The organism is Mycobacterium sp. EPa45 (assembly GCF_001021385.1).
Taxonomy (GTDB): Bacteria; Actinomycetota; Actinomycetes; order Mycobacteriales; family Mycobacteriaceae; genus Mycobacterium.
Window position 1 is genome coordinate 1,825,357 of sequence record NZ_CP011773.1, and the last position, 19,417, is coordinate 1,844,773.

General features: G+C 66.2%; 20 protein-coding genes. 5 read left to right on the plus strand and 15 right to left on the minus strand.

Annotation, left to right across the window (positions count from 1 at the left end):
• Positions 1-46 precede the first annotated feature (46 nt).
• Positions 47-481, minus strand: a complete 435-nt coding sequence (locus AB431_RS08615) for a hypothetical protein (RefSeq protein WP_047329579.1) — start codon at positions 479-481, stop codon at positions 47-49.
• A gap of 357 nt (positions 482-838) precedes the next feature.
• Here AB431_RS08615 and AB431_RS08620 point away from each other — a divergent pair, with 357 nt between their 5' ends.
• Positions 839-2,014, plus strand: coding sequence for a serine/threonine-protein kinase (locus AB431_RS08620; protein ID WP_047329580.1), 1,176 nt, complete (start codon positions 839-841; stop codon positions 2,012-2,014).
• 6 nt (positions 2,015-2,020) lie between these two features.
• On the opposite strand, the gene AB431_RS08625 is transcribed toward AB431_RS08620, so the two are convergent.
• Positions 2,021-2,356, minus strand: coding sequence for an STAS domain-containing protein (locus tag AB431_RS08625; protein WP_052960236.1), 336 nt, complete (start codon positions 2,354-2,356; stop codon positions 2,021-2,023).
• A gap of 226 nt (positions 2,357-2,582) precedes the next feature.
• Positions 2,583-2,867: a hypothetical protein gene (locus tag AB431_RS08630; protein WP_047329581.1), complete on the minus strand. Its 285-nt coding sequence runs from the start codon at positions 2,865-2,867 to the stop codon at positions 2,583-2,585.
• A gap of 136 nt (positions 2,868-3,003) precedes the next feature.
• Between AB431_RS08630 and AB431_RS08635 the strand changes: the two genes are divergently transcribed.
• Positions 3,004-3,408 (plus strand): hypothetical protein, encoded by a 405-nt coding sequence (locus AB431_RS08635; protein ID WP_144418223.1) that lies wholly within the window; start codon positions 3,004-3,006, stop codon positions 3,406-3,408.
• Positions 3,409-3,419: 11 nt separating this feature from the next.
• Here the strand turns inward: AB431_RS08635 and bluB are convergent, their stop codons facing one another.
• Positions 3,420-4,064 (minus strand): 5,6-dimethylbenzimidazole synthase, encoded by a 645-nt coding sequence (bluB, locus tag AB431_RS08640; RefSeq protein ID WP_047329582.1) that lies wholly within the window; start codon positions 4,062-4,064, stop codon positions 3,420-3,422.
• A gap of 125 nt (positions 4,065-4,189) precedes the next feature.
• On the opposite strand from bluB, the gene AB431_RS08645 reads away from it, so the two are divergent.
• On the plus strand, positions 4,190-5,134 hold the full coding sequence (locus AB431_RS08645; RefSeq protein ID WP_047329583.1) for an alpha/beta fold hydrolase: 945 nt from the start codon (positions 4,190-4,192) through the stop codon (positions 5,132-5,134).
• Here the strand turns inward: AB431_RS08645 and AB431_RS08650 are convergent.
• The 4 genes from AB431_RS08650 to AB431_RS08665 all read right to left on the minus strand — a co-directional run bounded on the left by AB431_RS08650 (position 5,131) and on the right by AB431_RS08665 (position 9,880).
• Positions 5,131-6,465 (minus strand): flavin monoamine oxidase family protein, encoded by a 1,335-nt coding sequence (locus AB431_RS08650; protein WP_047329584.1) that lies wholly within the window; start codon positions 6,463-6,465, stop codon positions 5,131-5,133. The two genes, AB431_RS08645 and AB431_RS08650, sit on opposite strands and share 4 nt — an antisense overlap.
• Positions 6,466-6,555: 90 nt before the next feature.
• Entirely contained in the window at positions 6,556-7,536 is a 981-nt protein-coding gene (locus tag AB431_RS08655) for a TIGR03617 family F420-dependent LLM class oxidoreductase (RefSeq protein WP_047329585.1), read from the minus strand.
• An 85-nt stretch (positions 7,537-7,621) separates the two neighbouring features.
• Positions 7,622-8,734 carry a hypothetical protein gene (locus AB431_RS08660; protein ID WP_047329586.1) on the minus strand — a complete coding sequence of 371 codons (1,113 nt, stop codon included), beginning with the start codon at positions 8,732-8,734 and terminating at the stop codon, positions 7,622-7,624.
• Positions 8,735-8,740: 6 nt separating this feature from the next.
• Positions 8,741-9,880 carry a phosphotransferase family protein gene (locus AB431_RS08665; protein ID WP_047329587.1) on the minus strand — a complete coding sequence of 380 codons (1,140 nt, stop codon included), beginning with the start codon at positions 9,878-9,880 and terminating at the stop codon, positions 8,741-8,743.
• Positions 9,881-9,920: 40 nt separating this feature from the next.
• Between AB431_RS08665 and AB431_RS08670 the strand changes: the two genes are divergently transcribed.
• Both AB431_RS08670 and AB431_RS08675 read left to right on the plus strand, forming a co-directional pair.
• Positions 9,921-10,523 carry a TetR/AcrR family transcriptional regulator gene (locus tag AB431_RS08670; RefSeq protein WP_047329588.1) on the plus strand — a complete coding sequence of 201 codons (603 nt, stop codon included), beginning with the start codon at positions 9,921-9,923 and terminating at the stop codon, positions 10,521-10,523.
• 13 nt (positions 10,524-10,536) lie between these two features.
• Positions 10,537-11,421: an SDR family NAD(P)-dependent oxidoreductase gene (locus AB431_RS08675; RefSeq protein WP_047329589.1), complete on the plus strand. Its 885-nt coding sequence runs from the start codon at positions 10,537-10,539 to the stop codon at positions 11,419-11,421.
• 213 nt (positions 11,422-11,634) lie between these two features.
• Here the strand turns inward: AB431_RS08675 and AB431_RS08680 are convergent, their stop codons facing one another.
• The 7 genes from AB431_RS08680 to AB431_RS08710 all read right to left on the minus strand — a co-directional run bounded on the left by AB431_RS08680 (position 11,635) and on the right by AB431_RS08710 (position 19,415).
• Positions 11,635-12,519, minus strand: a complete 885-nt coding sequence (locus AB431_RS08680) for a DUF4344 domain-containing metallopeptidase (protein ID WP_235435860.1) — start codon at positions 12,517-12,519, stop codon at positions 11,635-11,637.
• Positions 12,520-12,608: 89 nt separating this feature from the next.
• Positions 12,609-13,367 (minus strand): enoyl-CoA hydratase, encoded by a 759-nt coding sequence (locus tag AB431_RS08685; protein WP_047329590.1) that lies wholly within the window; start codon positions 13,365-13,367, stop codon positions 12,609-12,611.
• Positions 13,367-14,932 (minus strand): NADH-quinone oxidoreductase subunit NuoN, encoded by a 1,566-nt coding sequence (gene nuoN, locus AB431_RS08690; protein WP_047329591.1) that lies wholly within the window; start codon positions 14,930-14,932, stop codon positions 13,367-13,369. Before nuoN ends, AB431_RS08685 begins: the two co-directional genes overlap by 1 nt.
• Positions 14,929-16,488: an NADH-quinone oxidoreductase subunit M gene (locus AB431_RS08695; protein ID WP_047333229.1), complete on the minus strand. Its 1,560-nt coding sequence runs from the start codon at positions 16,486-16,488 to the stop codon at positions 14,929-14,931. Before AB431_RS08695 ends, nuoN begins: the two co-directional genes overlap by 4 nt.
• A gap of 5 nt (positions 16,489-16,493) precedes the next feature.
• Positions 16,494-18,377 carry an NADH-quinone oxidoreductase subunit L gene (gene nuoL / locus AB431_RS08700; protein ID WP_047329592.1) on the minus strand — a complete coding sequence of 628 codons (1,884 nt, stop codon included), beginning with the start codon at positions 18,375-18,377 and terminating at the stop codon, positions 16,494-16,496.
• Between the two features lies 1 nt (position 18,378).
• Complete coding sequence (gene nuoK / locus AB431_RS08705; protein WP_047329593.1) at positions 18,379-18,678, minus strand: NADH-quinone oxidoreductase subunit NuoK; 300 nt, start codon at positions 18,676-18,678, stop codon at positions 18,379-18,381.
• Positions 18,675-19,415, minus strand: coding sequence for an NADH-quinone oxidoreductase subunit J (locus AB431_RS08710; protein ID WP_369803061.1), 741 nt, complete (start codon positions 19,413-19,415; stop codon positions 18,675-18,677). Before AB431_RS08710 ends, nuoK begins: the two co-directional genes overlap by 4 nt.
• Between the last annotated feature and the right edge of the window lie 2 nt (positions 19,416-19,417).

Here is a 19,417-nt window from a genome sequence, read left to right on the forward strand (position 1 = left end):
TGTCCCAGTGCCGCGGCGGTGGGCTCGCAGTCGACGTTCTCCGTTGCTATCTTTTTCGACTTTTCAGCAGGACGACAACGGAGACGACGGCGATGACCAAGAGCAGCGCCGCCGGAATCGCTTGCTCGCGTGTGCTGCGGGCGGTCGACTGGGCGACGCCGGCGCTGGCCGGCCTTGCAGTGTCGGGTCCAGGAGCCAATGCCCGCGAATCCAGTGGTGTGGTTGCGGCAGTCCCGTCGACCGGCCGATGCTGTTCCAGACCGTCCGTACCGACCCGCGCATCGGACGGCCCCGGCGGTCGGTTCCCATAGCCGGTCATCAATCCGACGGAGGCGGGCGGCGGCGCGTCAGCGGCGGGCACCGAGGGTGGTGCCTTCGAGTGGCTCTCGCCCGCGAACAGGTGGCGGCCCAACACCAGGATGGCGGCGAACGAGAACACCACAGCGCCCAGCGCGAGGCCGCCGCGAATTATGCGTGGCATGAAGTGGCCTAGGGTTTGGCAACACCCGTCGCTACGGCGTCGTAGGACCGCGTGTCGCTGCGTAGCAAGACGCCGGCACGGCGGATACCACTGAACCAGCGATCTTCCGGACTATCGAGCTTGCTATTGCCGTTAATGTCGTTACCGAACGCGGTCGCGTTACGTCACCGGCACATTCGTGCCTTGTGCTGCTTGCACTTTCGTTGCGGAAGGTGCGCTTCGGATGGTGGAAAATATCGCCCTCACCAGCGCCTCTGGCGACGGGGTTAGGCTCAGAGGCAACATGAGTCACGCAAGACACAGAAGAGATTGGCCGACAGGGGTTTGCGCCGGCGTCATCGCGGCTACGGAGAGAATATGACCGGCCACGAGATGCTCGTGGACCGATACGCGCTGCGCGGCATTCTTGGCCGTGGCGGCATGGCTGAGGTCCGCGAAGGATGGGACACCAGGCTCAATCGGCCGGTGGCCGTCAAATTGCTGCATCCGGCACTGAGTGTCGAGCCGGATGTTCGCAGGCGCTTCGAGGACGAAGCACGATCCGCGGCGCAGCTCTGTCACCAGAACATCGTCACGGTGTACGACTTCGGTGAACATCAGGGCAGTCCGTTCATCGTGATGGAACGTTTACCCGGTCAGACTCTCGCCGACGTCATCGCGGCGGGGCCGATGCCCGCCCATCACGTCCGGGCGATGCTCGATGACGTACTTGCGGGGGTGAGCGTGGCGCACGGCGCCGGGGTACTGCATCGGGACATCAAGCCCAGCAACATCCTGGTGTCGGCGCCGGGGGACTCGATGAAGGTCGCCGACTTCGGTATCGCGAAGACCGGCGGCGCGGCCCACACGATGACCGGCCAGATCGTCGGCACGATGTGCTACATGAGTCCCGAGCGCCTGGCCGGAGCTCCCGCATCGATCGGTGACGACCTCTATGCCGTAGGGCTGATGGGTTACGAGGCCCTGCTGGGTCGACGGGTGTTTCCGCAAGACAATCCCGCCGCGCTGGCCCGCGCGATCATGGACAGTCCACCGCCGCCGGTGGGCTCCGTGCACACCGACGTGGATCCGGTGCTGGCGGCCGTCATCGACCGTGCCATCACCCGAGACCCATTGCAGCGCTTCAGCAGTGCCGAGCAGATGCGTGCCGCGTTGGCCGGCGATCGGCGGGCGCTGCTCGAAGGCGCCGTACCGGTCCAGCCGAGGCCGGCAACGAAGGTCCTTGAGGGACCGCCGATTCCGGCTACATATTACCCACCGCCCCCGCCGCGGCGGCGACGAACAGCGCGCCGCAAGTACGGAATCGCGGCAGCCGCACTGTGCGCGCTGGCCATTTCGGCTGTGGCGTTGGCGATGGATCCGTCTTCGTCGGCGCCGGCACCGCAACCGGTCAGTACCAGCACCCCCGTCGCCCCTCCGCCCAGCGTCGCCCCGCCGCCGAGCCCTGTGGTCCAACAGCCGGCACCCGACGCGGGAAACCAGCAGGGTTCACCCGGCGGCGGTGGCCACGGCAAGGGCAGCAAGAAGCACTAGGCTAACTCACGCGCACAATGACTCGCACAGCGTCATGACGCGCGAAACACAGTGTGCTGGTTCGAGATCCAGTGTGACATCCGCCGCGTGGCAGCGATCTTCGATGCAGTACAACGCCGAGAGCCCGGCACAGTCGAAGAACGTCACCTGCGTCATGTCCAGAACGAGGCGCAGGCAGTTGCCCGCGCCGCGAAATACGTAGTCGGTGAACTGGTCCGCGGTGGACATATCGACATCGCCGACCGCAGTGATCCGTACCTCGGTGGGGCTGGACCACTCGGTCGACAGTTGCAGTCGGTTCGTGGGCGGACAAGCGGTCGAGCTGGAAATAGAACGAAGCATTGAAGTGGCTCCAATGAGCACTAGAAGGAAAAGACAAATTTGTGGTGGGACGCGCCCGAAAGGCTCGCATTGCGGGTGCAAGATGCACCGCACGCCTGCGACGAATACCGCGGCTGGAAATTCAACCTTCCTTGACCCTACACGCTCAAGCGCCCGCAGGCCCAGTTCAACGAATAACTACTGGTGGGCCGGTCAGCATGGAGCGACGGCGGTTGTCAGCCAACCGTCAGCACGGCATGTCGGCAGGGGTGTAGTAAGGCACACCGTCGCCGGTCAAACAGGGCGGGCGGCCGGAAGCGGCCTGAGCCGCCGCATCCTCGGGCGCGGCAACCGGTGGCACCACGCCGGGGCTGAGCTCGATACCGGGACCCACCATGACGTCGGGGCCGAACACCACGCATCCGGTGGCGTCCTGCGCTGCGGCGGCCGCGCCGCACACGTCAGCGCGAGCCGGTGACGGTGCCACCAGAAGCGCCCCGGCCACCACCACGACGGCACAAAGTGTCTTCATCGGTCTCTTTCTACTCTCTCGCCGCACGGGCGGCGGCGGGAATGCGAAAGAGGTTGTCGCACAGCGTGTGAGCACGGTAACTAGTGTGACTAAGAGAATTGGCGTTTCAACGGGTCGATTCGGGTATACGGCCCTCATGGCACTGAAAACGATCTCCCTGACATCAGTTTTCCTCTCCGGTGCTGCCGCCGTCGCGATCGCGGCCGCGCCGCTGGCTCTCGCCGATCCCGCGCCGGGTTGCGTCAACCCGGACGGGAGCCCCTGTCCGGTCGCCACGGCCGGCCCGGATGGCGCTTCAGGCGCCATTCCCGGTGGTCCAGAGGGTGCGGCGGACCGCAACGGGGCCGCAGGCTCGATTCCGTACGGCCCGAGCGGGGCGGCGGATGGCAATGGCGCGAGCGGCTCGATCCCGTACGGGCCCGGCGGTACGGCTGACCGCAGTGGCGCCAGCGGTGGCATCCCGAACGGGCCCAGCGGTTCGGCAGGCCCGGGCGGCGCCACCGGATGCATCCCGTACGTGGGATGCGCCTCGGTCGGATAACTGAAAGCTGGCTAGCCCCAGCGATTCTCGCTGATGAATTCGGCGAGTGGACGCCCGAAGGTCCACTCGTCGATTTCCAGCGCAGGACGGTCGGGGAACGCGGGTACCGGGCCAAGGCAGAGGACCGCCACCGGCTCGGCTCCCTCGGGCATCCCCAGCAGTTCGGCGAGACGCTGCGGGTCGAAGATCGACACCCAACCCATGCCGAGGCCTTCGGCGCGCGCTGCCAGCCACAGGTTTTGGATGGCGCAGGACACCGAGGCGAGGTCCATGTGTGGCATCGTCCGCCGACCGAAGACGTGGCTGTCGCGCCCGTCGCCGAGGGCCACGACCAACAGCTCGGCGCAGTCGAGGACGCCCTCGACTTTCAGCGCCAGGAATTCCTGAGCCCGACTACCCAGCGCTTCGGCGGTGTGCCGGCGTTCCTCGTCGACCAGTGCGTGAATCTTGTGTCGTAGTCCCGTGTCGGTGATGCGGAGGAACCGCCAGGGCTGCATCAGTCCGACACTGGGTGCGGCGTGCGCGGCCGCCAGTAGCCGCGCCAGAACCTCCTCGGGCACCGAGGCGCCCGGGCTGAACCTGCGCATGTCTCGCCGCTCGTGGATTACCCGATAGACGGCGCGACGCTCCTGGGCAGAAAACGCGTGCTCGGTCACCGGGTCATCCTAAAGAGGCACGGTGCGGTAACGAGCGGCGCGGTGCGAGGGTTCAGCCGGGCCTGCCGTGGTTACTCTAGGGTCCCGGAGCGGCACTGGCGCCGCGCCGAGCGAGGAGGGGCAGTATGTCCGCGTCCCGTGCGGCCGTGCCGAACAGCGTCGAGCTGCCGCCCAGCCGAACCGTTGAGGTGAGGGCCGCCGACGGCACCCGCCTGCACACCGAAGTCTTCGGGCCTGAAGGCGGCTATCCGATCGTGCTGGCGCACGGCATCACGTGCGCCCTGCGGGTGTGGCACGAACAGATCAAGGACTTATCCCGCGACTTCCGGGTGATCGCCTACGACCACCGCGGACACGGCCGCAGCGGGGTCCCGCGCCGGTCCGGATACAGCCTCGGCCACCTGGCCGGCGATCTCGACGCGGTGCTGACCGCGACGCTGCGGCCGGGTGAGCGCGCGGTGATCGCCGGACACTCGATGGGCGGCATCGCGATCAGTTCCTGGGCAGACCGCTACCGCCACCGGGTTGCACAGCGCGCCGACGCCGTCGCGCTCATCAACACCACGACCGGCGACCTGCTGAAGGAGATCAATCTGCTGAAGGTGCCGGCGCTGCTGGCGGCCGGCCGATCGCTCGCCGCGCGTCACATGATCAGGACGTTCGGCGGGGCGCCGCTGATCTGGGGCGCCCAGCCCGGCAGCCGCTGGTTCGTCACCATGATGGCCGTCGGTGCCGGAGCGGATCCGGCGGTCAGCAAGCTGATCCATGACCTGTTCGCCGCCACCCCGGCCGGCGGACGGGGTGCATGGGCCCGGGTGCTCGTCGACGAGATCGGGCCGCGCCACATTGACCTCACCGGTCTGACGGTGCCCACGTTGGTGATCGGCAGCACCAAGGACCGGCTGCTGCCGATGTGCCAGTCCCGCAAGATCGCCGAGGCCGTTCCCAACCTGGTCGACCTCGTGGAGATACCGGGCGGGCACTGCGCGATTCTCGAACACCCCGACGTCGTCAACGACCATCTGCGGGCGCTGATTTCGGCGGCGACCGAGCAGCGCATCAGCTCCTAGAGCGTCGCAGCGACTTCGGCTGCCGCCCGCCGTCCGGAACGCACGGCGCCGTCCAGGAAACCGGTCCACTCGTCGGCGGTTTCGGTGCCTGCCCAATGCAACGGCCCCACCGGCTGGTGCAGGAGATGGCCGAACTCCGTCCACACGCCGGGCGGAACTGCCGCCGTCGGACCGCCGGGCGCGAAAGTCTCTGCGCCCCAGCAATGGTCGAGGTACTCGATGGGATTTTCGGCATCCGGACCGAACAACGCCGCGAAACATGCGACCGCTTGCCGTCGGCGCTCGTCGGGGCCGAGCGCATCGAACCCGCGGGAGTCGACGAACCCGAGCAGGATCCCCGGCCCGTCGTCGCCCGGGCTGACGTCGAAGGTGATGAAGACCGGCCCCTGATCGGACAGGGCCTGCCCGGACAAACCTTTTTCGCGCCAGAACGGCCGCGAATACGCGGCGTAGGCCTTGCTCAGGGCGCCCTGCGGCCAGCGTTGGGCCAGCTGCTGGTAGCCGATCGGCGGCGGCGGTGCGATGTCGATGTTCTGCCGATGCGCCGGCGGGATGGCCAGAATCGCCCGTCGGGCTTCGACAACGCCGCCGGAGGACGCCACCGCCACCGCGTCGTCGGACCACTCGATGCGCGTGACGACGCAATCGAGCCGGACCCGATCACCCAAATCGGCGGCCATCTTGTGGGCGATCTGCTGGGTGCCACCGGGGAAGTGGTCCTGCTGGGCGCCGCCGACCACGTCGAGCATGCGATCCAGGCCACCGGCCGCTTTGACATAGCGCACCGCGTGCAGCATCGACACCTCGTCGGGCTCGGCGCCCCACGTCACCCGCGACATGATGGCCATCAGATCCCGCGACGACGAGCTCGCGCCCACCGAGCGCAACCACCCGCCCAGCGACGTCCCGTCGAGCTGCTTGGCCTTGGGTGACGTCCAGGGCTGTGCGACGTCGACACTTTTCATCAACCGCTCGACCTGCCATTGGATTCGGCCGATGTCGAGGAGTCCGAACAGCGACAACTTCGGAATCGTGCCGCGGTAGGACCGCACTTTGCCGCGCCACCTGATGAGATTGGCACCTTGGTGGTAGGTCGGGGAGGTGGGGCAGCCGAGCTCGCCCGCCAGCGCGATCACCGCGTCCTGGGTGGGTCCGACGAAGGTGCCGCCGAGGTCGACCGGCACGCCGGCCAGGGATGCGGTGCTCGACCGCCCACCGACGCGGTCGCGCCCCTCCAACACCAGCACTTCGTGTCCGCGTTTGACCAGTTCACGAGCCGCTGCCAGGCCTGCGAAGCCGGCGCCGATGACCACTACGTCGTAACTCACCACCCCACCAGTGTTGCCTCTCCCTCTCGCCGAAACCAACGTTTGGCCGCGAAAGGGCGAGTGAATTGCGCCAATACGTCGATCTCGACGTGGCTAGCGGGCCAACTCGTCGACGATCTCGGCCAGCGTGCCGGTGGCGATCGGTCCGGGCTGGTAGAGGCAGACGGTATCGCCGACGCCGTCCACCCGTTCCCGGATGTGCGCGGCGATCTGCTTGGGCGTGCCGCACGCGGCGATGGTGTGCAGCACCTCATCGCTGATGAGTCCGGCCATCTCCTGCCATTTGCCTTGTTTGGACATGGAATTCAGCTCGGGCTGCAGATCGCCCCAGCCGTGGATGTCGAGCACCGGGCGGTAGGCCGGGGTGGACCCGTAGAACGCCAGCAGCCGCCGGGTCGCGTCGTGATCCTCACCCGCGGAGAGAATGATCTCGGGAACCACCGCGAAGGACGACTCCGACCGTCCGGCGGCGGCGAGTCCGTCGCGCACGGCGGGCATCGTCGACTCGCGCAAGAACTTTGCCGAGCCGAAGGGCATCACCAGCAGCCCGTCGGCTACCTCGGCGGTGGCGCGGGTCAGCCGAGGCCCCAGGGCGCCGACGTAAATCGGCGGCGGGCCATAGGGATTCGGGCCGGGATTGAACGTCGGCGTCATCAGCGTGTGCCGGTAGTACTCGCCGCGAAAGTCGAGTCGCTCGCCGGTCTCCCAGGTGTTGAAGATCGCCCGCAGTGCCCGGACGAGCTCGCTCATCCGGGCGACGGGCTTGTCGAAGGCCGCACCGTAACGCTTCTCGACCTGAGCGCGCACCTGTGTGCCCAGCCCGAGGGTGAACCGGCCTTTCGCGAGCAATTGGTGATCGTAGGCCTGGTGAGCCAGCTGGATCGCATTGCGCGGGAATGCGATTGCCACATTGGTCAGCAGGTCAAGTCCGCCGACACCGGCGGCCAGCGTCAGCGGCGCGAACACATCGTGCGGACCTTCGAAGGTGAAGACGCCACTGGCACCGGCCTCGCGCAACTCTCGCGCGCGATCGACCGCATCGGTGGGCCCGAACAGGGCCGTCAAGACTTTCACTGTTCTCACCTAGCGATCGAGATCGACGTTGTGCAGGGTGGTACTCGTACTCTTCCTGCGAAATGTCGGTTTGGGCGGGAAAGGATTAGGGGGCGACCGTCAGCCAGTCGGCGAAGCCCGACGGGTCGTGACGGCCCAGCGCGCCGTGCTCGAACAGACCCCAGCCCTCGGCCGAGGAGTTGCCGTCGTGACAGACCGCGCGCCCGACGTGGTCGATCACGCCGAATGCAGAGCGCCCGATGATCGCCGGATCGTTCATGTCGTAGGTGAGCCGCTCGGCGAACTTCTCGCCCTTCCAGACACCGTGGATCCAATCCGAGTCGCCGCCGTAGCCGCCGCCGACATGGATCGGTACCGGCAACTTCGATTCGACGTCGAAACGCAGTGGTGCACCAGAGGAATCGGTCGCCTCGATGGTCGCGCCGGTGGGAATCCGGGTGCCGGAGCGGTAGTGGATCTTGACCCGTGGCCAGCCCAATTGCTCGACGCGTCCGTCGCGCCAGATCCGGGTGCAGTCGTTGAGCGACCGGAAGCCGTCGGGCGCCTCCTGGATGATCACCACGATCGCGTAGTCGTCGAATGCCATCGGGACGTACAACCACCACATGCCCTCGAACGGCGGGTCGGCCGGCCGGCCGGCGGGCTCGGCCTCACCGATCGGGCGGATGCCCCACGACCGGTCGCGGCTGCCGATCCACACCGATGGGTCGACTGTGATCTCCTCACCGTCGATGACGATATGCCCTGCCCACGAACCCAATTGGGCAAACCGCTGCGCATCCAGTGTCACCCGGTTACCCTGGCGCATGATGTGCGGCTGCTCCTGCACGACCGGGAACAGGCCCTCCCAGGTGAGGTCGACGGCCATGCCCTCGGTCTCGTCCATCACGATCCGGATCTTCTGCAGCGGCTCGACGACCTCGAGGCGGTAGCTGTTGACGTGCTGGTTGAGCCGGTCCTGGTCGATCGCGTCGGACACGTGCACCGCGGTCTGGGTGTCACCGCGGCGGACAAGAACGTAGGCGTCCTTGACCCCGAGGTTGGGGTAGTAGCCGATGCCGGTGATCAAGAAGATGTCACCGGTGCGGTCGTGGCAGTTGAAATAGCTGCGGTCGTAGAAGTTCCGGTCTGAGGAGTTCGGCCACGCGATCGGCAGCGGCGCCTGGTGAAGCGGATATTCGTCGAGCGGTCCGAGCATTGGCGGCTATGCCTCCTCAATCAGCCGGCGCAGCAACCCGGCGTGGTAGAACATCGATTCGACGTCCTCTGGCTTCTCGATCTCACCGAAGTGCACGCGGCGCGCACCGGTGCGCATGAACACGCAACACCAGATCACGCCGGAATACACGTAGAACCATTTCAGGTCGCCCAGTTCGACGCCCGTCAACGTCTCGTAGGTGGCGCGCACATCCTCTTCGCGCATCACATCCGGCAGACCGGGCATCCCGGCCAGTCCGGCGAGCTCCTGGAAAACCATGTGCGCGAAGATGATCCATGCGACATCCAACTCGCGCGGACCCAGCGTCGCCATCTCCCAATCCAGCACAGCGACCGGGCGGAAGTCCTCGTAGAGCACGTTGCCGACCCGCGAGTCACCCCACGCCAGAACCGGTTCGGTTGCAGCGACGTCGGCGGGGAAGTTGTTCTCCAGCCACCGGAGGGCGGTTTCGACCAACGGTGAGCGACCGATATCGGGCACGGCGAACTCGTACCAGCCCTTGAGCCAATTCAACTGGCGACGCAGCGGGGTGTCACCGTCGGGCACGGCCTCGGCAAGGAAGCCGAATGTGTCGGCAGCGTCGGGAATCGAGTGCAGCTTCGCCAATACCTCGACGGTCGCGTCCTGCAGCGCGCGCTGCTGTTCGGCGGGAGCGTCGGCGAACCAGTTGCCGCCGAAGGTGTAGGGCATCACGTCGGGCGGAACGATGCCCTCGACGTGATTCATCAGGAAGAACGGGGCGCCGAGAACCTCGCCGGTCTTGTCGATCCAGCGCACCTTCGGCACCGGTACGTCGGTCAGTTCCTCGACCAAACGGATGACCTCGAATTGATGATCCATCCGATAGGTGATGAACACCGGAACGTCTTCGGAGGTGGGGGCCACTCGGGCCACCCACTTCTCTTCGACGTTCCTGCCGTCCTCTTCCCAGCGGCCGGTGAGGATGATCGTCTCCGACGACATGCCATTGGAGTCGATGCCGCTTTCGACGGTCACCTCCGGCTTCACGCCGCCGGGCATGACGGTCGACAGCCATTCCGACAGCAGCGCCGGAACGGCGCTGACGTCACGACCAGAACGTTGTAACCGCTCGACGTCGGTTTCTACGGCCGGTTGGTTGGTCACCTTTGTCCTCCAACCCTATTACGATACGGTGGGTAGCGATATGAAAGCAGACGCGTCTTCGCTTGACAAGACCGCGGTCCCGGGTCGGCCCCGCGATCCGCGTATCGACGCTGCCATACTGCGTGCAACCGCGGAGCTGCTTGTTGAAATCGGTTATCCGAATCTGACTTTGGCGGCAGTCGCCGAGCGGGCCGGAACGACGAAGACCGCGCTCTACCGCCGTTGGTCCAGTAAGGCCGAGTTGGTGCATGAGGCGGCATTCCCGGTTGCACCCACCGCGTTGACGACGCCCGCCGGTGATATCGCCGCCGATATCCGCGCGATGCTCGAGGCCACCCGCGACGTGTTCACCAGCCCGGTTGTGCGCGCCGCTCTACCCGGATTGATCGCCGACATGAGCGCCGATGCTGCGCTGAACGCCCGCGTCATGTCCCGGTTCACCGAACTCTTCGCCGCGGTGCGGGATCGGCTGGCCGAAGCGGTGCACTGCCGGGAAGTTCACGCTGACGTCGATCCGGAACGCCTCATCGAACTGATCGGCGGTGCGACGATGATGCGGTTGCTTCTGCGCCCCGACGACGTTCTGGACGCGAGCTGGGTCGACCAGACCGCGGCGATCCTCGTTCACGGGGTGGCGCTTTGACTCGAGGAGTGCAATGACTGGACGACTTGCCGGCCGAACCGCCATTGTCACCGGCGCCAGCCGTGGGCTCGGCCGCGCGACCGCAGTGGCGTTGGCTGCCGAGGGCGCCGCGGTGGCGGTGGTAGCGCGGACCGAACAGCAGTGGGACGATCGGCTGCCCGGCACGATCGGCGAAACGGTTGCCGCTATCGAGGATGCGGGCGGGCGGTCTGTGGCCATCGCCGCCGATCTGCTCGATCGTGACGACCTCCCGCGACTGGTGCACGAAGCCCGCTCGGCGCTGGGGCCCATCACGATCCTGGTCAACAACGCCGCATTCACCGCTCCCGGCCGCCCACCCAGGCGGGATGCCGCACCGAAACCGGCGACACCCAAGAGCGCACCGGCAACCAACGCCGAATGGCCCGGCTTTCTTGCAGTCCCGCCCAACGCCTACCGCCGGCATTTCGAGATCAGCGTGTTCGCCTCCTACGAGCTGATGCAACTGGTCTGCCCGGACATGTTCACCGCGGGTATCGGGTCGATCATCAACGTGACGTCGGTGGCCTCTCGGGTGCCCGGCGATGGGCCTTATCACGACTTCACCGGCGGTGTGCTGCCCGGATACGGCGGATCCAAGGCTGCTCTGGAACACCTGACCTGGTGTGCGGCTTACGATCTGCAACGTCACAACATCGCGGTCAATGCGCTGGCGCCGTCGCGGCCCATCCCGACACCCGGGCTGTCGTATTACCGCAGCGAGTTCGCCAGCGTGTCCCCCGAGGATGAGTTCGCCCGCGCGGCAGTCGAATTGGCGCTGGTCGACGCCAACGTCGTCACCGGACGTACCATCGGTCACCTCGAAGCGCTCGACGGCAGCTTCGCCCCGTTCACAAACACCAAGTCCGCCCTCGGTTAGTGGTGAGCGACGGCGCGCCTCCAGAGTTCACGTTCTCCGCGAGCGGGAAGGTCGCAAACGGCGCCATGAGGCATTCGACTGTCTCCAACGCAGAGTTGTTCGGACTTCTCCTGATCCACAGCGTGGCCTAGCCCAGTACCGCGCCCACGACCGAACTCAGCGTCGCGTCGTAGTCGAACACCACGGTGGTGCTGCTACTCGCCAGTACCGCGGCTACTTCAAATGCGGGCCCAGCAACTGACTCCACGCGTGGCTGAGCTTGTCCCATTCGTCCTCGCATAGCTCGGCCCGGCTCTGGGGAAGATGACCCTCGCCGACCAGGTCCCCGTTGGCGGCCGGGTTCGACCCGTAGAGCCAGCATTCCATGTTGAAGGCCCTGACCTTGTTCGGCGAATGGCCACCGGCGAGGTCGGTGTCATCGAGTTCGCCGGCGGCTTCGGCGTAGCCCTGGAATTCACGTGCGGAGTCTTTGATGGCTTGCACATTGGCCGGGTCCACCTTGCCGTCCGGCCCCGGCGTCAACAGGATGTAGGCCGAAAGCTGGTCGGCGACATCCTCTTCGCGGCCGGTGATGGGCAGGTCGTACAGGCTGATCACCATGTGACCGAGCTCGTGGTAGAAGGTGGCGATCTCGCCGTTGACAGTGGACGCCCTCGGATCGGTGTCTCCGGCTTTGGTGTAGATCTCCAGACCCTCCGTCGCTTCTTCGTAGCAGAGCGTCACCGAGTTGTCGCCTGGATCCCACCATGCGTTGGCCGTATCGCACTGCTTCCCGACCAACTGGATGTCGTGCGGCAGTTTGAGTGTGTTGTTGACGCTGCTCGAGAGATGGTTCAGGAGGTCGGCCTGCTGTTGGATATCGCGGCCCGTCTTAGCCTCGGGCGAGGTGGCTTCGTCGTACCTGGGAATCATCGAGCCCGGCGCATCGTCCTTGCCTGCCCCGGATGGGTGGGCCGACTGCGCCGGGCTCGCCTCCGCCGTCGAGGGACTGACGCTGGACTCGCGAAGCTGATCGGGATGCGACCCCCCGTTGCCGCAGGCGCTGACCAGTACCACCAGGCCGATGAGAGCCGCACCGGCGCGGACGCAGTCTGTCACGAGACGATATTCAATCATTCACACGCCGAGATCGACGTTTTGCTGCGAATTACTCGTACTTTCCCCGCGAATCGTCGGTTTGGGCGGCACTAGATCTGGCGCTTGTTGCGCTCGGCGACCTCACGCTGGCGGGCGGCGAGCTGGCCGGTGTCCACCGAGGCCACAGCGGAAACGGAACGTTCAGCCTGCAGCGCGGGTCCGGTGACCGCCGCGGTCCCGGTGCGGTAGATCTCCTTGAGGCCGGACATGGTCGCAGCAGGCACTTCCGCGATCTGGCTCGCGAGGTCGAACGCCCGGGGCAGAAGTTGTTCATGGGCAACCACTTCGGTGACCAACCCGATCTTCTCGGCGCGCTGGGCGTCGACTACCTCACCGGTCATCGACAGCCGTCGCGCCATTGCCGAACCCACCAGCCGGGGGAGTCGCGCCGTCATCCCACCGCCGGGCAGGATCCCGACCCGGGCGTGGGTGTCGGCGAACACGGCACGCTCCGAGGCGATCAGGAAGTCACACGCGAGCGCGATCTCCAGCCCGCCGGTGAACGTCGCGCCGTTGACCGCTCCGACGACCGGCTTGCTCAACTCGACGATCGCGTTCATGCAATTCATCTCGTCGAACCGGCCGAAGTAGTCCATGCCGAGGTTCTGCGCCTGCTTGAGGTCGACACCCGCGCAGAACGCCGGATCGGTACCGGTGAGCACCACGGCGCGAACCGACTCGTCGGCGTCAGCCGCACCGAGTGCGGCATACAGCGCCTCGAAAAGCTCGGTGCTCAACGCATTGCGCACCTCGGGGCGGTTCATCGTCAGGACCCGGACCGCGCCGTGGTCATCGCTGAGAAGGATCATCAGTTCAGGAATCTAGCCGCATGGTCGACGAGGTCGAGAAGCGGTTGAGGCAGCGCTCCCAGTGCGAAGGTGATCGCTGCGGTCAAGGTGATGGTGGCAACGCTCAGCGCGCTCGGCGTGACGACCTGCGGGGCGTCATCGGGCGGGTCGGTGAAGAACATCAGCACGATCACCCGCACGTAGAAGTAGGCGGCGATCGCCGAGGCGATCACACCGACCACCACCAGCGGGATCGCGCCACCCTGCCCGGCGGCCTTGAACACCGCGAACTTGCTGACGAATCCGCTGGTGAGCGGGATGCCGGCGAAGGCGAGCAGGAACAGCGAGAACACCACTCCGACAAGGGGATAGCGACGGCCCAGCCCGGCCCAGCGGGACATGTCGGTCTCCTCGGTCCCACTGGCGTCGCGGACCACACTCACCACCGCGAACGCGCCGAGGGTGGAGAACCCGTAGGCGAACAGGTAGAACAGGGTAGCCGACAACCCCGGCTGATTCGCCGCGATCACCCCGGTGAGGATGAAACCTGCGTGTGCCACAGCGGAATACGCGAGCATCCGCTTGACATCGGTCTGGGTGACCGCGGTGACCGTTCCGACGACCATGGTGAGGATCGCGACTGCCCAGAGGACCGGGCGCCAGTCGTGGTTCAGACCCGGCAGCGCGACGTAGAAGATGCGCAGCATGGCACCGAATGCGGCGACTTTGGTGGCGGCCGCCATGAACGCGGTGATCGGGGTGGGGGCGCCCTGATAGACGTCCGGAATCCAGGAGTGGAAGGGCACCGCGCCGACCTTGAACAACACGCCGACGGCCACCAGTGCACCGCCGATGAGCGCCAGGCTGGAGTTGTCGGTACCGGTATCGATGGCGCGGGCAATGCCGGGCAAGCTCAGCGTGCCGGAGTAGCCGTACAGCAGGGCGATTCCGTAAAGGAAGAAGGCAGACGAGAACGCGCCCAGCAGAAAGTATTTCAGCGCAGCTTCCTGGGACAGCAGCCGGCGGCGGCGGGCCAGCCCGCACATCAGGTACAGCGGCAGCGAGAACACCTCGAGCGCCACGAACATCGTCAGCAGGTCGTTGGCGGCCGGAAACAACATCATCCCGGCGACGGCGAACATGGTCAGCGGGAACACTTCGGTCTGCACCAGCGCGGCCTTGGTGGCGATCTTTTCCGCGACGCTGCCCGGCACCGCCGATGCGTCGGGGGTGAAGGCCTCCAAAGTCGTTGCCCTGTTCTCGGATTCGGCCGGTGTGCGGCGTTCGGCGATCAGCAACACACCGAGCACCCCGATCAGCAGGATCGTGCCCTGCAGGAACAGTGCCGGCGCGTCGACGGCCACCGCACCGACCACCACGGACTGGCCGACGCCGCCGTGCAGGTCACGGGCCAGTAGCAGCACGGCGACGAACGCGGCCACCAGGCCGGCCACGCTCAGCGCGACCTGGGTGGGGTAGCGGCTCTTGCGGGGCAGGAATGCCTCGACGAGGACCCCGGCGACGGCCACGCCCAACACGATCAACATCGGTGAGACCTGGCCGTATTCGATGCTGGGCGCGTTCATGGCCGTGCCCCTTCTGCAACCGTCGGCGCCGGGTCGGGTTGGTGGATCGAGGTGAGGGTGGCGGTCACGGCGGGATTGATGACATCCAACGCGATCTTGGGGTACACCCCGAGGCCGATCAGCAGCGCGATCAGCGGCGCCACCACGAGCAGCTCCCTGGGCCGCAGATCCCGCACCGTGTCGGTGCCCTCGGTGACGGGACCGGTCATCATTCGCTGATAAAGCCACAGGATGTAGATCGCCGAGAGCACCAGCGCCACCGACGCGACGACGGCGAATGCCGGGTACCGGGTGAATGTGCCGATGAGGACCAGGAATTCACTGATGAACGGCGCCAACCCGGGCAACGACAGCGTCGCCAGGCCGGCCACCAGGAAGGTGCCGGCCAGGATGGGCGCGACTTTCTGAACTCCGCCGTAGTCGGCGATCACCCGGCTGCCACGGCGGCTGACGAGGAAACCGGCGATGAGGAACAGTGCGGCGGTGGAGATCCCGTGGTTGACCATGTACAGGGTGGACCCGGCCTGGCCCTGGCTGGTCATCACGAAGATGCCGAGGATGATGAAGCCGAAGTGGCTGATCGAGGTGTAGGCGATCAGCCGCATGACGTCGGTCTGCCCGATCGCGAGGATCGCGCCGTAGACGATGCCGATGACGGCCAGGGCGACGATGACCGGTCGGAACAGCATTGCGGAGTCGGGGAACAACGGCAGGCAGTAGCGCAGCATCCCGAAGGTGCCGACCTTGTCCATCACCGCCATCATCAACACCGCCGACGCGGGCGTGGCCTGGACGGCGGCGTCGGGCAGCCACCGATGGAACGGCCACAACGGAGCTTTCACCGCGAACGCGAACATGAATCCACCGAACAGTGCGTTGGCGATGCCGGGATTCATCGTGAACTTCCCGGTCGCGACCGCGTCGGCGATGGCGCGGAAGTCGAACGTGCCGGCGTCGAAAGCCTTGCTCGCCGAGGTGACGACGTAGAGTCCGATCACCGCGGCCAGCATGATCAAGCCACCGAAGAGGTTGTACAGCAAGAACTTCACCGCGGCTTTGGAGCGGTTCTCGCCGCCGAAGCCGCCGATGAGGAAGTACATCGGGATCAACATCGCTTCGAAGAACACGTAGAACAACAGGATGTCCAGGGCCACCAGGGACATCATCACCATGCCCTCGACGGCCAGCGTGAGCGCGATGTAGCTGTGTGGCGCCCGGCCGGACAGTCCTGGGCGGTCGTCGGCGTCGTGCCACCCGGCGATCAGCAGAATCGGCACCAGCACGGCGGTCAGTACCACCAGAGCCAGGGCGATGCCGTCGAGCCCAAGGATGTAGCCGGTGCCGAAAGACGGTATCCACGGGTGGTCCTCGACGAACTGGAACTGGCCGCCGGCCGGATCGAACCGGACGGCCAGCAGCAGCGCCAGCGCCAGCACCGCAAGCGACACCACCACACCGGCGTATTTGACGAACTGGCGCAGCGAGGCGGGCAGCACGATGATCAGTGCCGCGCCGAGAACGGGGACGGCCCACAGGATGGTCAGCCAGGGGATCATGCCGCTCACCTCCACGCCGTGAACAGGACTGCGGCGACGACCAGTGCCGTACCGGCCAGCATCGAGAGCGCGTAGGAGCGGGCGAAACCGGTCTGCAGCCGGCGCAACCGGTCCGAGATCCGGCCGACCAGGAAGGCCAGCCCCTGCGTCACACCGTCGACGCCTTTTTCATCAACCACGACAAGGCCTTTGGTGAGCTCCTGGCCGCTGCGCATGAACGCGACCTCATTGAAGGCATCGCCGTAGAGATCCTTGCGGGCGGCCACGGTGAGCGCCGACACCTCCAGTGGTGCCGCCTCGGGGATTCTGTGGTTGGCGTACTGCCGGTAGGCCACCGCGATGCCGATGGCGACGACGCCAAGCGCGGTGACCGTGATGATCCACGCCGGGATCACGTGTTCGGTGTGGTGGCTGCCGACGACGGGTTCCAGCCAGTGTTCCAGGGTGTTGCCGATGGCGAGGAGGGCGCCGGCGCCGACGGAGCCGACCGCCAGGATGATCATCGGTGCGGTCATCGAGGCGGGCGACTCATGCGGGTGCGTATCGGGCTTCCAGCGACGTTGCCCGAAGAATGTCAGGAGCATGACGCGGGTCATGTAAAACGCGGTGATCCCGGCGCCCAGCAGGGCGGCGCCGCCGAGCAACCATCCTTCGATTCCGCCTGTGCTGAAGGCTGTTTCGATGATGGCGTCCTTGGAGAAGTAGCCGGCGAACGGCGGCACCCCGATGATCGCCAGGTAACCCAGCCCGAACGTGACGAATGTGACCGGCAGCAGCGCCCGCAGGCCGCCGTAGCGGCGCATGTCGGTTTCGTCGTCCATGGCGTGCATGACCGAGCCGGCGCCGAGGAAGAGCCCGGCTTTGAAGAAGCCGTGGGTGAGCAGATGCATGATCGCCACCGCGTAGCCGGCCGGTCCCAGGCCCGCGGCCAGCACCATGTAACCGATTTGCGACATCGTCGAGGCGGCAAGGGCTTTCTTGATGTCATCCTTGGCGCAGCCGATGATCGCCCCGAACAACAACGTGACCGCGCCGACGGTGACGACGGCGGTTTGAGCGGCCGGGGCGGCGTTGAAGATAGGACCCGACCGAACGATCAGATAGACACCGGCGGTGACCATGGTGGCAGCGTGGATCAAGGCGGACACCGGCGTGGGGCCCTCCATGGCGTCACCGAGCCAGGACTGCAGCGGCACCTGCGCGCTCTTGCCGCACGCCCCGAGGAGCAGCAGCAGGCCGACGGCGGTGAGTGCACCCGAGGCCATCTGGGGCACCGCGCCGAACACCGTGCTGAAGGTGACCGACCCCAGCGTGGCGAACAGCACCATCAACGCGATCGCCAGACCCATGTCGCCGACCCGGTTGACCACGAACGCCTTTTTCGCCGCGGTCGCCGCACTCGGCTTGTGCGACCAGAATCCGATCAACAGATACGACGCCAGGCCCACGCCTTCCCAGCCCAGATAGAGACCCAGGTAGTTGTCGGCGAGGACCAGCAGCAGCATCGCGGCGACGAAAAGATTGAGGTAGGCGAAAAACCGCCGCCGCCCGGGGTCGGTCTTCATGTAGCCGACCGAGTAGATGTGGATCAGCGCCCCGACCCCGGTGATCAACAGCACGAAGCACACCGACAACGCGTCGAGTTGCAGGCCGAAGTCCACCCGCAGCACACCGACGGGCACCCAGGAGAACAGCACCTCGTGGACCATGCGGTCCTCACCCGGCAGCCCGAGCAGATGGCTGAAGAGCACTGCGCCGCAGGCGAACGCGCCGATCACGGCGGCACAGCCCAGCAGATGTCCCCACGCATTGGTGGCTTTACCGCCCAGCAGCAGGATCACCGCGCCGGCCAAAGGCAGCGCGATGGTCAACCACACCAGTGTCTGCATGTCAGTGCCGTAGCAGGTGAGCGTCGTCGACGTCGGCGCTGCGTCGGGTCCGGAAGATCGTCATGATGATGGCCAGGCCGACCACCACTTCGCAGGCGGCGACCACCATGGTGAAGAACGCCACCACCTGCCCGTCCAGGTGTCCGTGCATACGGGAAAAGGTGACGAACGCGAGGTTGGCAGCGTTGAGCATCAACTCGACGCACATGAACATGATGATGGCGTTGCGGCGCAACAGCACTCCTGCGGCACCGATCGTGAACAACAGTGCCGACAGATACAGATAGTTGTCCGGGTTCATCGCTGACCGTCTCCGCCTGCGTTGGTACGAAGGATCGTGCTGACCGAGGATTCCTCGTCGGTGCCGTCGGGCAGGCGGGCGAGGGTGTCGACGGCATTGTGGCGGGCGTAGACGCCCGGGTTGGGCAGCGGCGTGGCCCGCGCGCCGGTTTGAAAGCGTTCGACCACCAACTCGCGCTGGGTCTTTCGTCGCTCGAAGCGTTCCCGGTGTGCCAACACCATTGCCCCGAGTGCCGCGGTGATCAGCAGCGCGCTGGTCAGCTCGAAGGCCCACAGATCGCGAGTGAAGATCAGGGTCGCCAGGCCTTGTACGTTGCCCCCGGCGTTCGCCTGGGTCAGGCCGACGAATCCGGTGGTGGCGATATTGCCGATCCCGGCAATCAGCAGGATGCCGAATCCGAGTCCCGCGACGATCGCGGCTACGCGTTGTCCGCGAATGGTTTCCACCAGCGACTCCGACGAGTCGACGCCGACGAGCATCAGCACGAACAGGAACAACATCATCACCGCGCCGGTGTAGACCACCACCTGTACGACGCCGAGGAACAACGCGTCCTGCGCGACGTAGACCATGGCGAGCGCGATCATCGTGGTCGCCAGGAAGATCGCCGAGTACACAGCCTTGGGTGCAGCGACTACTCCGATAGCGCCCGCGAGGGCGATCGCGGCGAGGATCCAGAATGCGACGGCTTCGGCAGTGGTGGTGCGGGTGAAGGTTTCGGCGGCAAGCAGCGTGATCG

What these genes read in the sequence shown, in the direction of transcription:
- AB431_RS08660 (WP_047329586.1), bottom strand. Translation starts at nt 8,734, where the DNA reads ATGCTCGGACCGCTCGACGAATATCCGCTTCACCAGGCGCCGCTGCCG.
- AB431_RS08615 (WP_047329579.1), bottom strand. Translation starts at nt 481, where the DNA reads ATGCCACGCATAATTCGCGGCGGCCTCGCGCTGGGCGCTGTGGTGTTC.
- AB431_RS08670 (WP_047329588.1), top strand. Translation starts at nt 9,921, where the DNA reads ATGAAAGCAGACGCGTCTTCGCTTGACAAGACCGCGGTCCCGGGTCGG.
- AB431_RS08675 (WP_047329589.1), top strand. Translation starts at nt 10,537, where the DNA reads ATGACTGGACGACTTGCCGGCCGAACCGCCATTGTCACCGGCGCCAGC.
- AB431_RS08695 (WP_047333229.1), bottom strand. Translation starts at nt 16,488, where the DNA reads ATGATCCCCTGGCTGACCATCCTGTGGGCCGTCCCCGTTCTCGGCGCG.
- AB431_RS08645 (WP_047329583.1), top strand. Translation starts at nt 4,190, where the DNA reads ATGTCCGCGTCCCGTGCGGCCGTGCCGAACAGCGTCGAGCTGCCGCCC.
- AB431_RS08620 (WP_047329580.1), top strand. Translation starts at nt 839, where the DNA reads ATGACCGGCCACGAGATGCTCGTGGACCGATACGCGCTGCGCGGCATT.
- nuoN (WP_047329591.1), bottom strand. Translation starts at nt 14,932, where the DNA reads ATGAACGCGCCCAGCATCGAATACGGCCAGGTCTCACCGATGTTGATC.
- nuoK (WP_047329593.1), bottom strand. Translation starts at nt 18,678, where the DNA reads ATGAACCCGGACAACTATCTGTATCTGTCGGCACTGTTGTTCACGATC.
- nuoL (WP_047329592.1), bottom strand. Translation starts at nt 18,377, where the DNA reads ATGCAGACACTGGTGTGGTTGACCATCGCGCTGCCTTTGGCCGGCGCG.
- AB431_RS08630 (WP_047329581.1), bottom strand. Translation starts at nt 2,867, where the DNA reads ATGAAGACACTTTGTGCCGTCGTGGTGGTGGCCGGGGCGCTTCTGGTG.
- AB431_RS08625 (WP_052960236.1), bottom strand. Translation starts at nt 2,356, where the DNA reads ATGCTTCGTTCTATTTCCAGCTCGACCGCTTGTCCGCCCACGAACCGA.
- AB431_RS08685 (WP_047329590.1), bottom strand. Translation starts at nt 13,367, where the DNA reads ATGATCCTTCTCAGCGATGACCACGGCGCGGTCCGGGTCCTGACGATG.
- AB431_RS08635 (WP_144418223.1), top strand. Translation starts at nt 3,004, where the DNA reads ATGGCACTGAAAACGATCTCCCTGACATCAGTTTTCCTCTCCGGTGCT.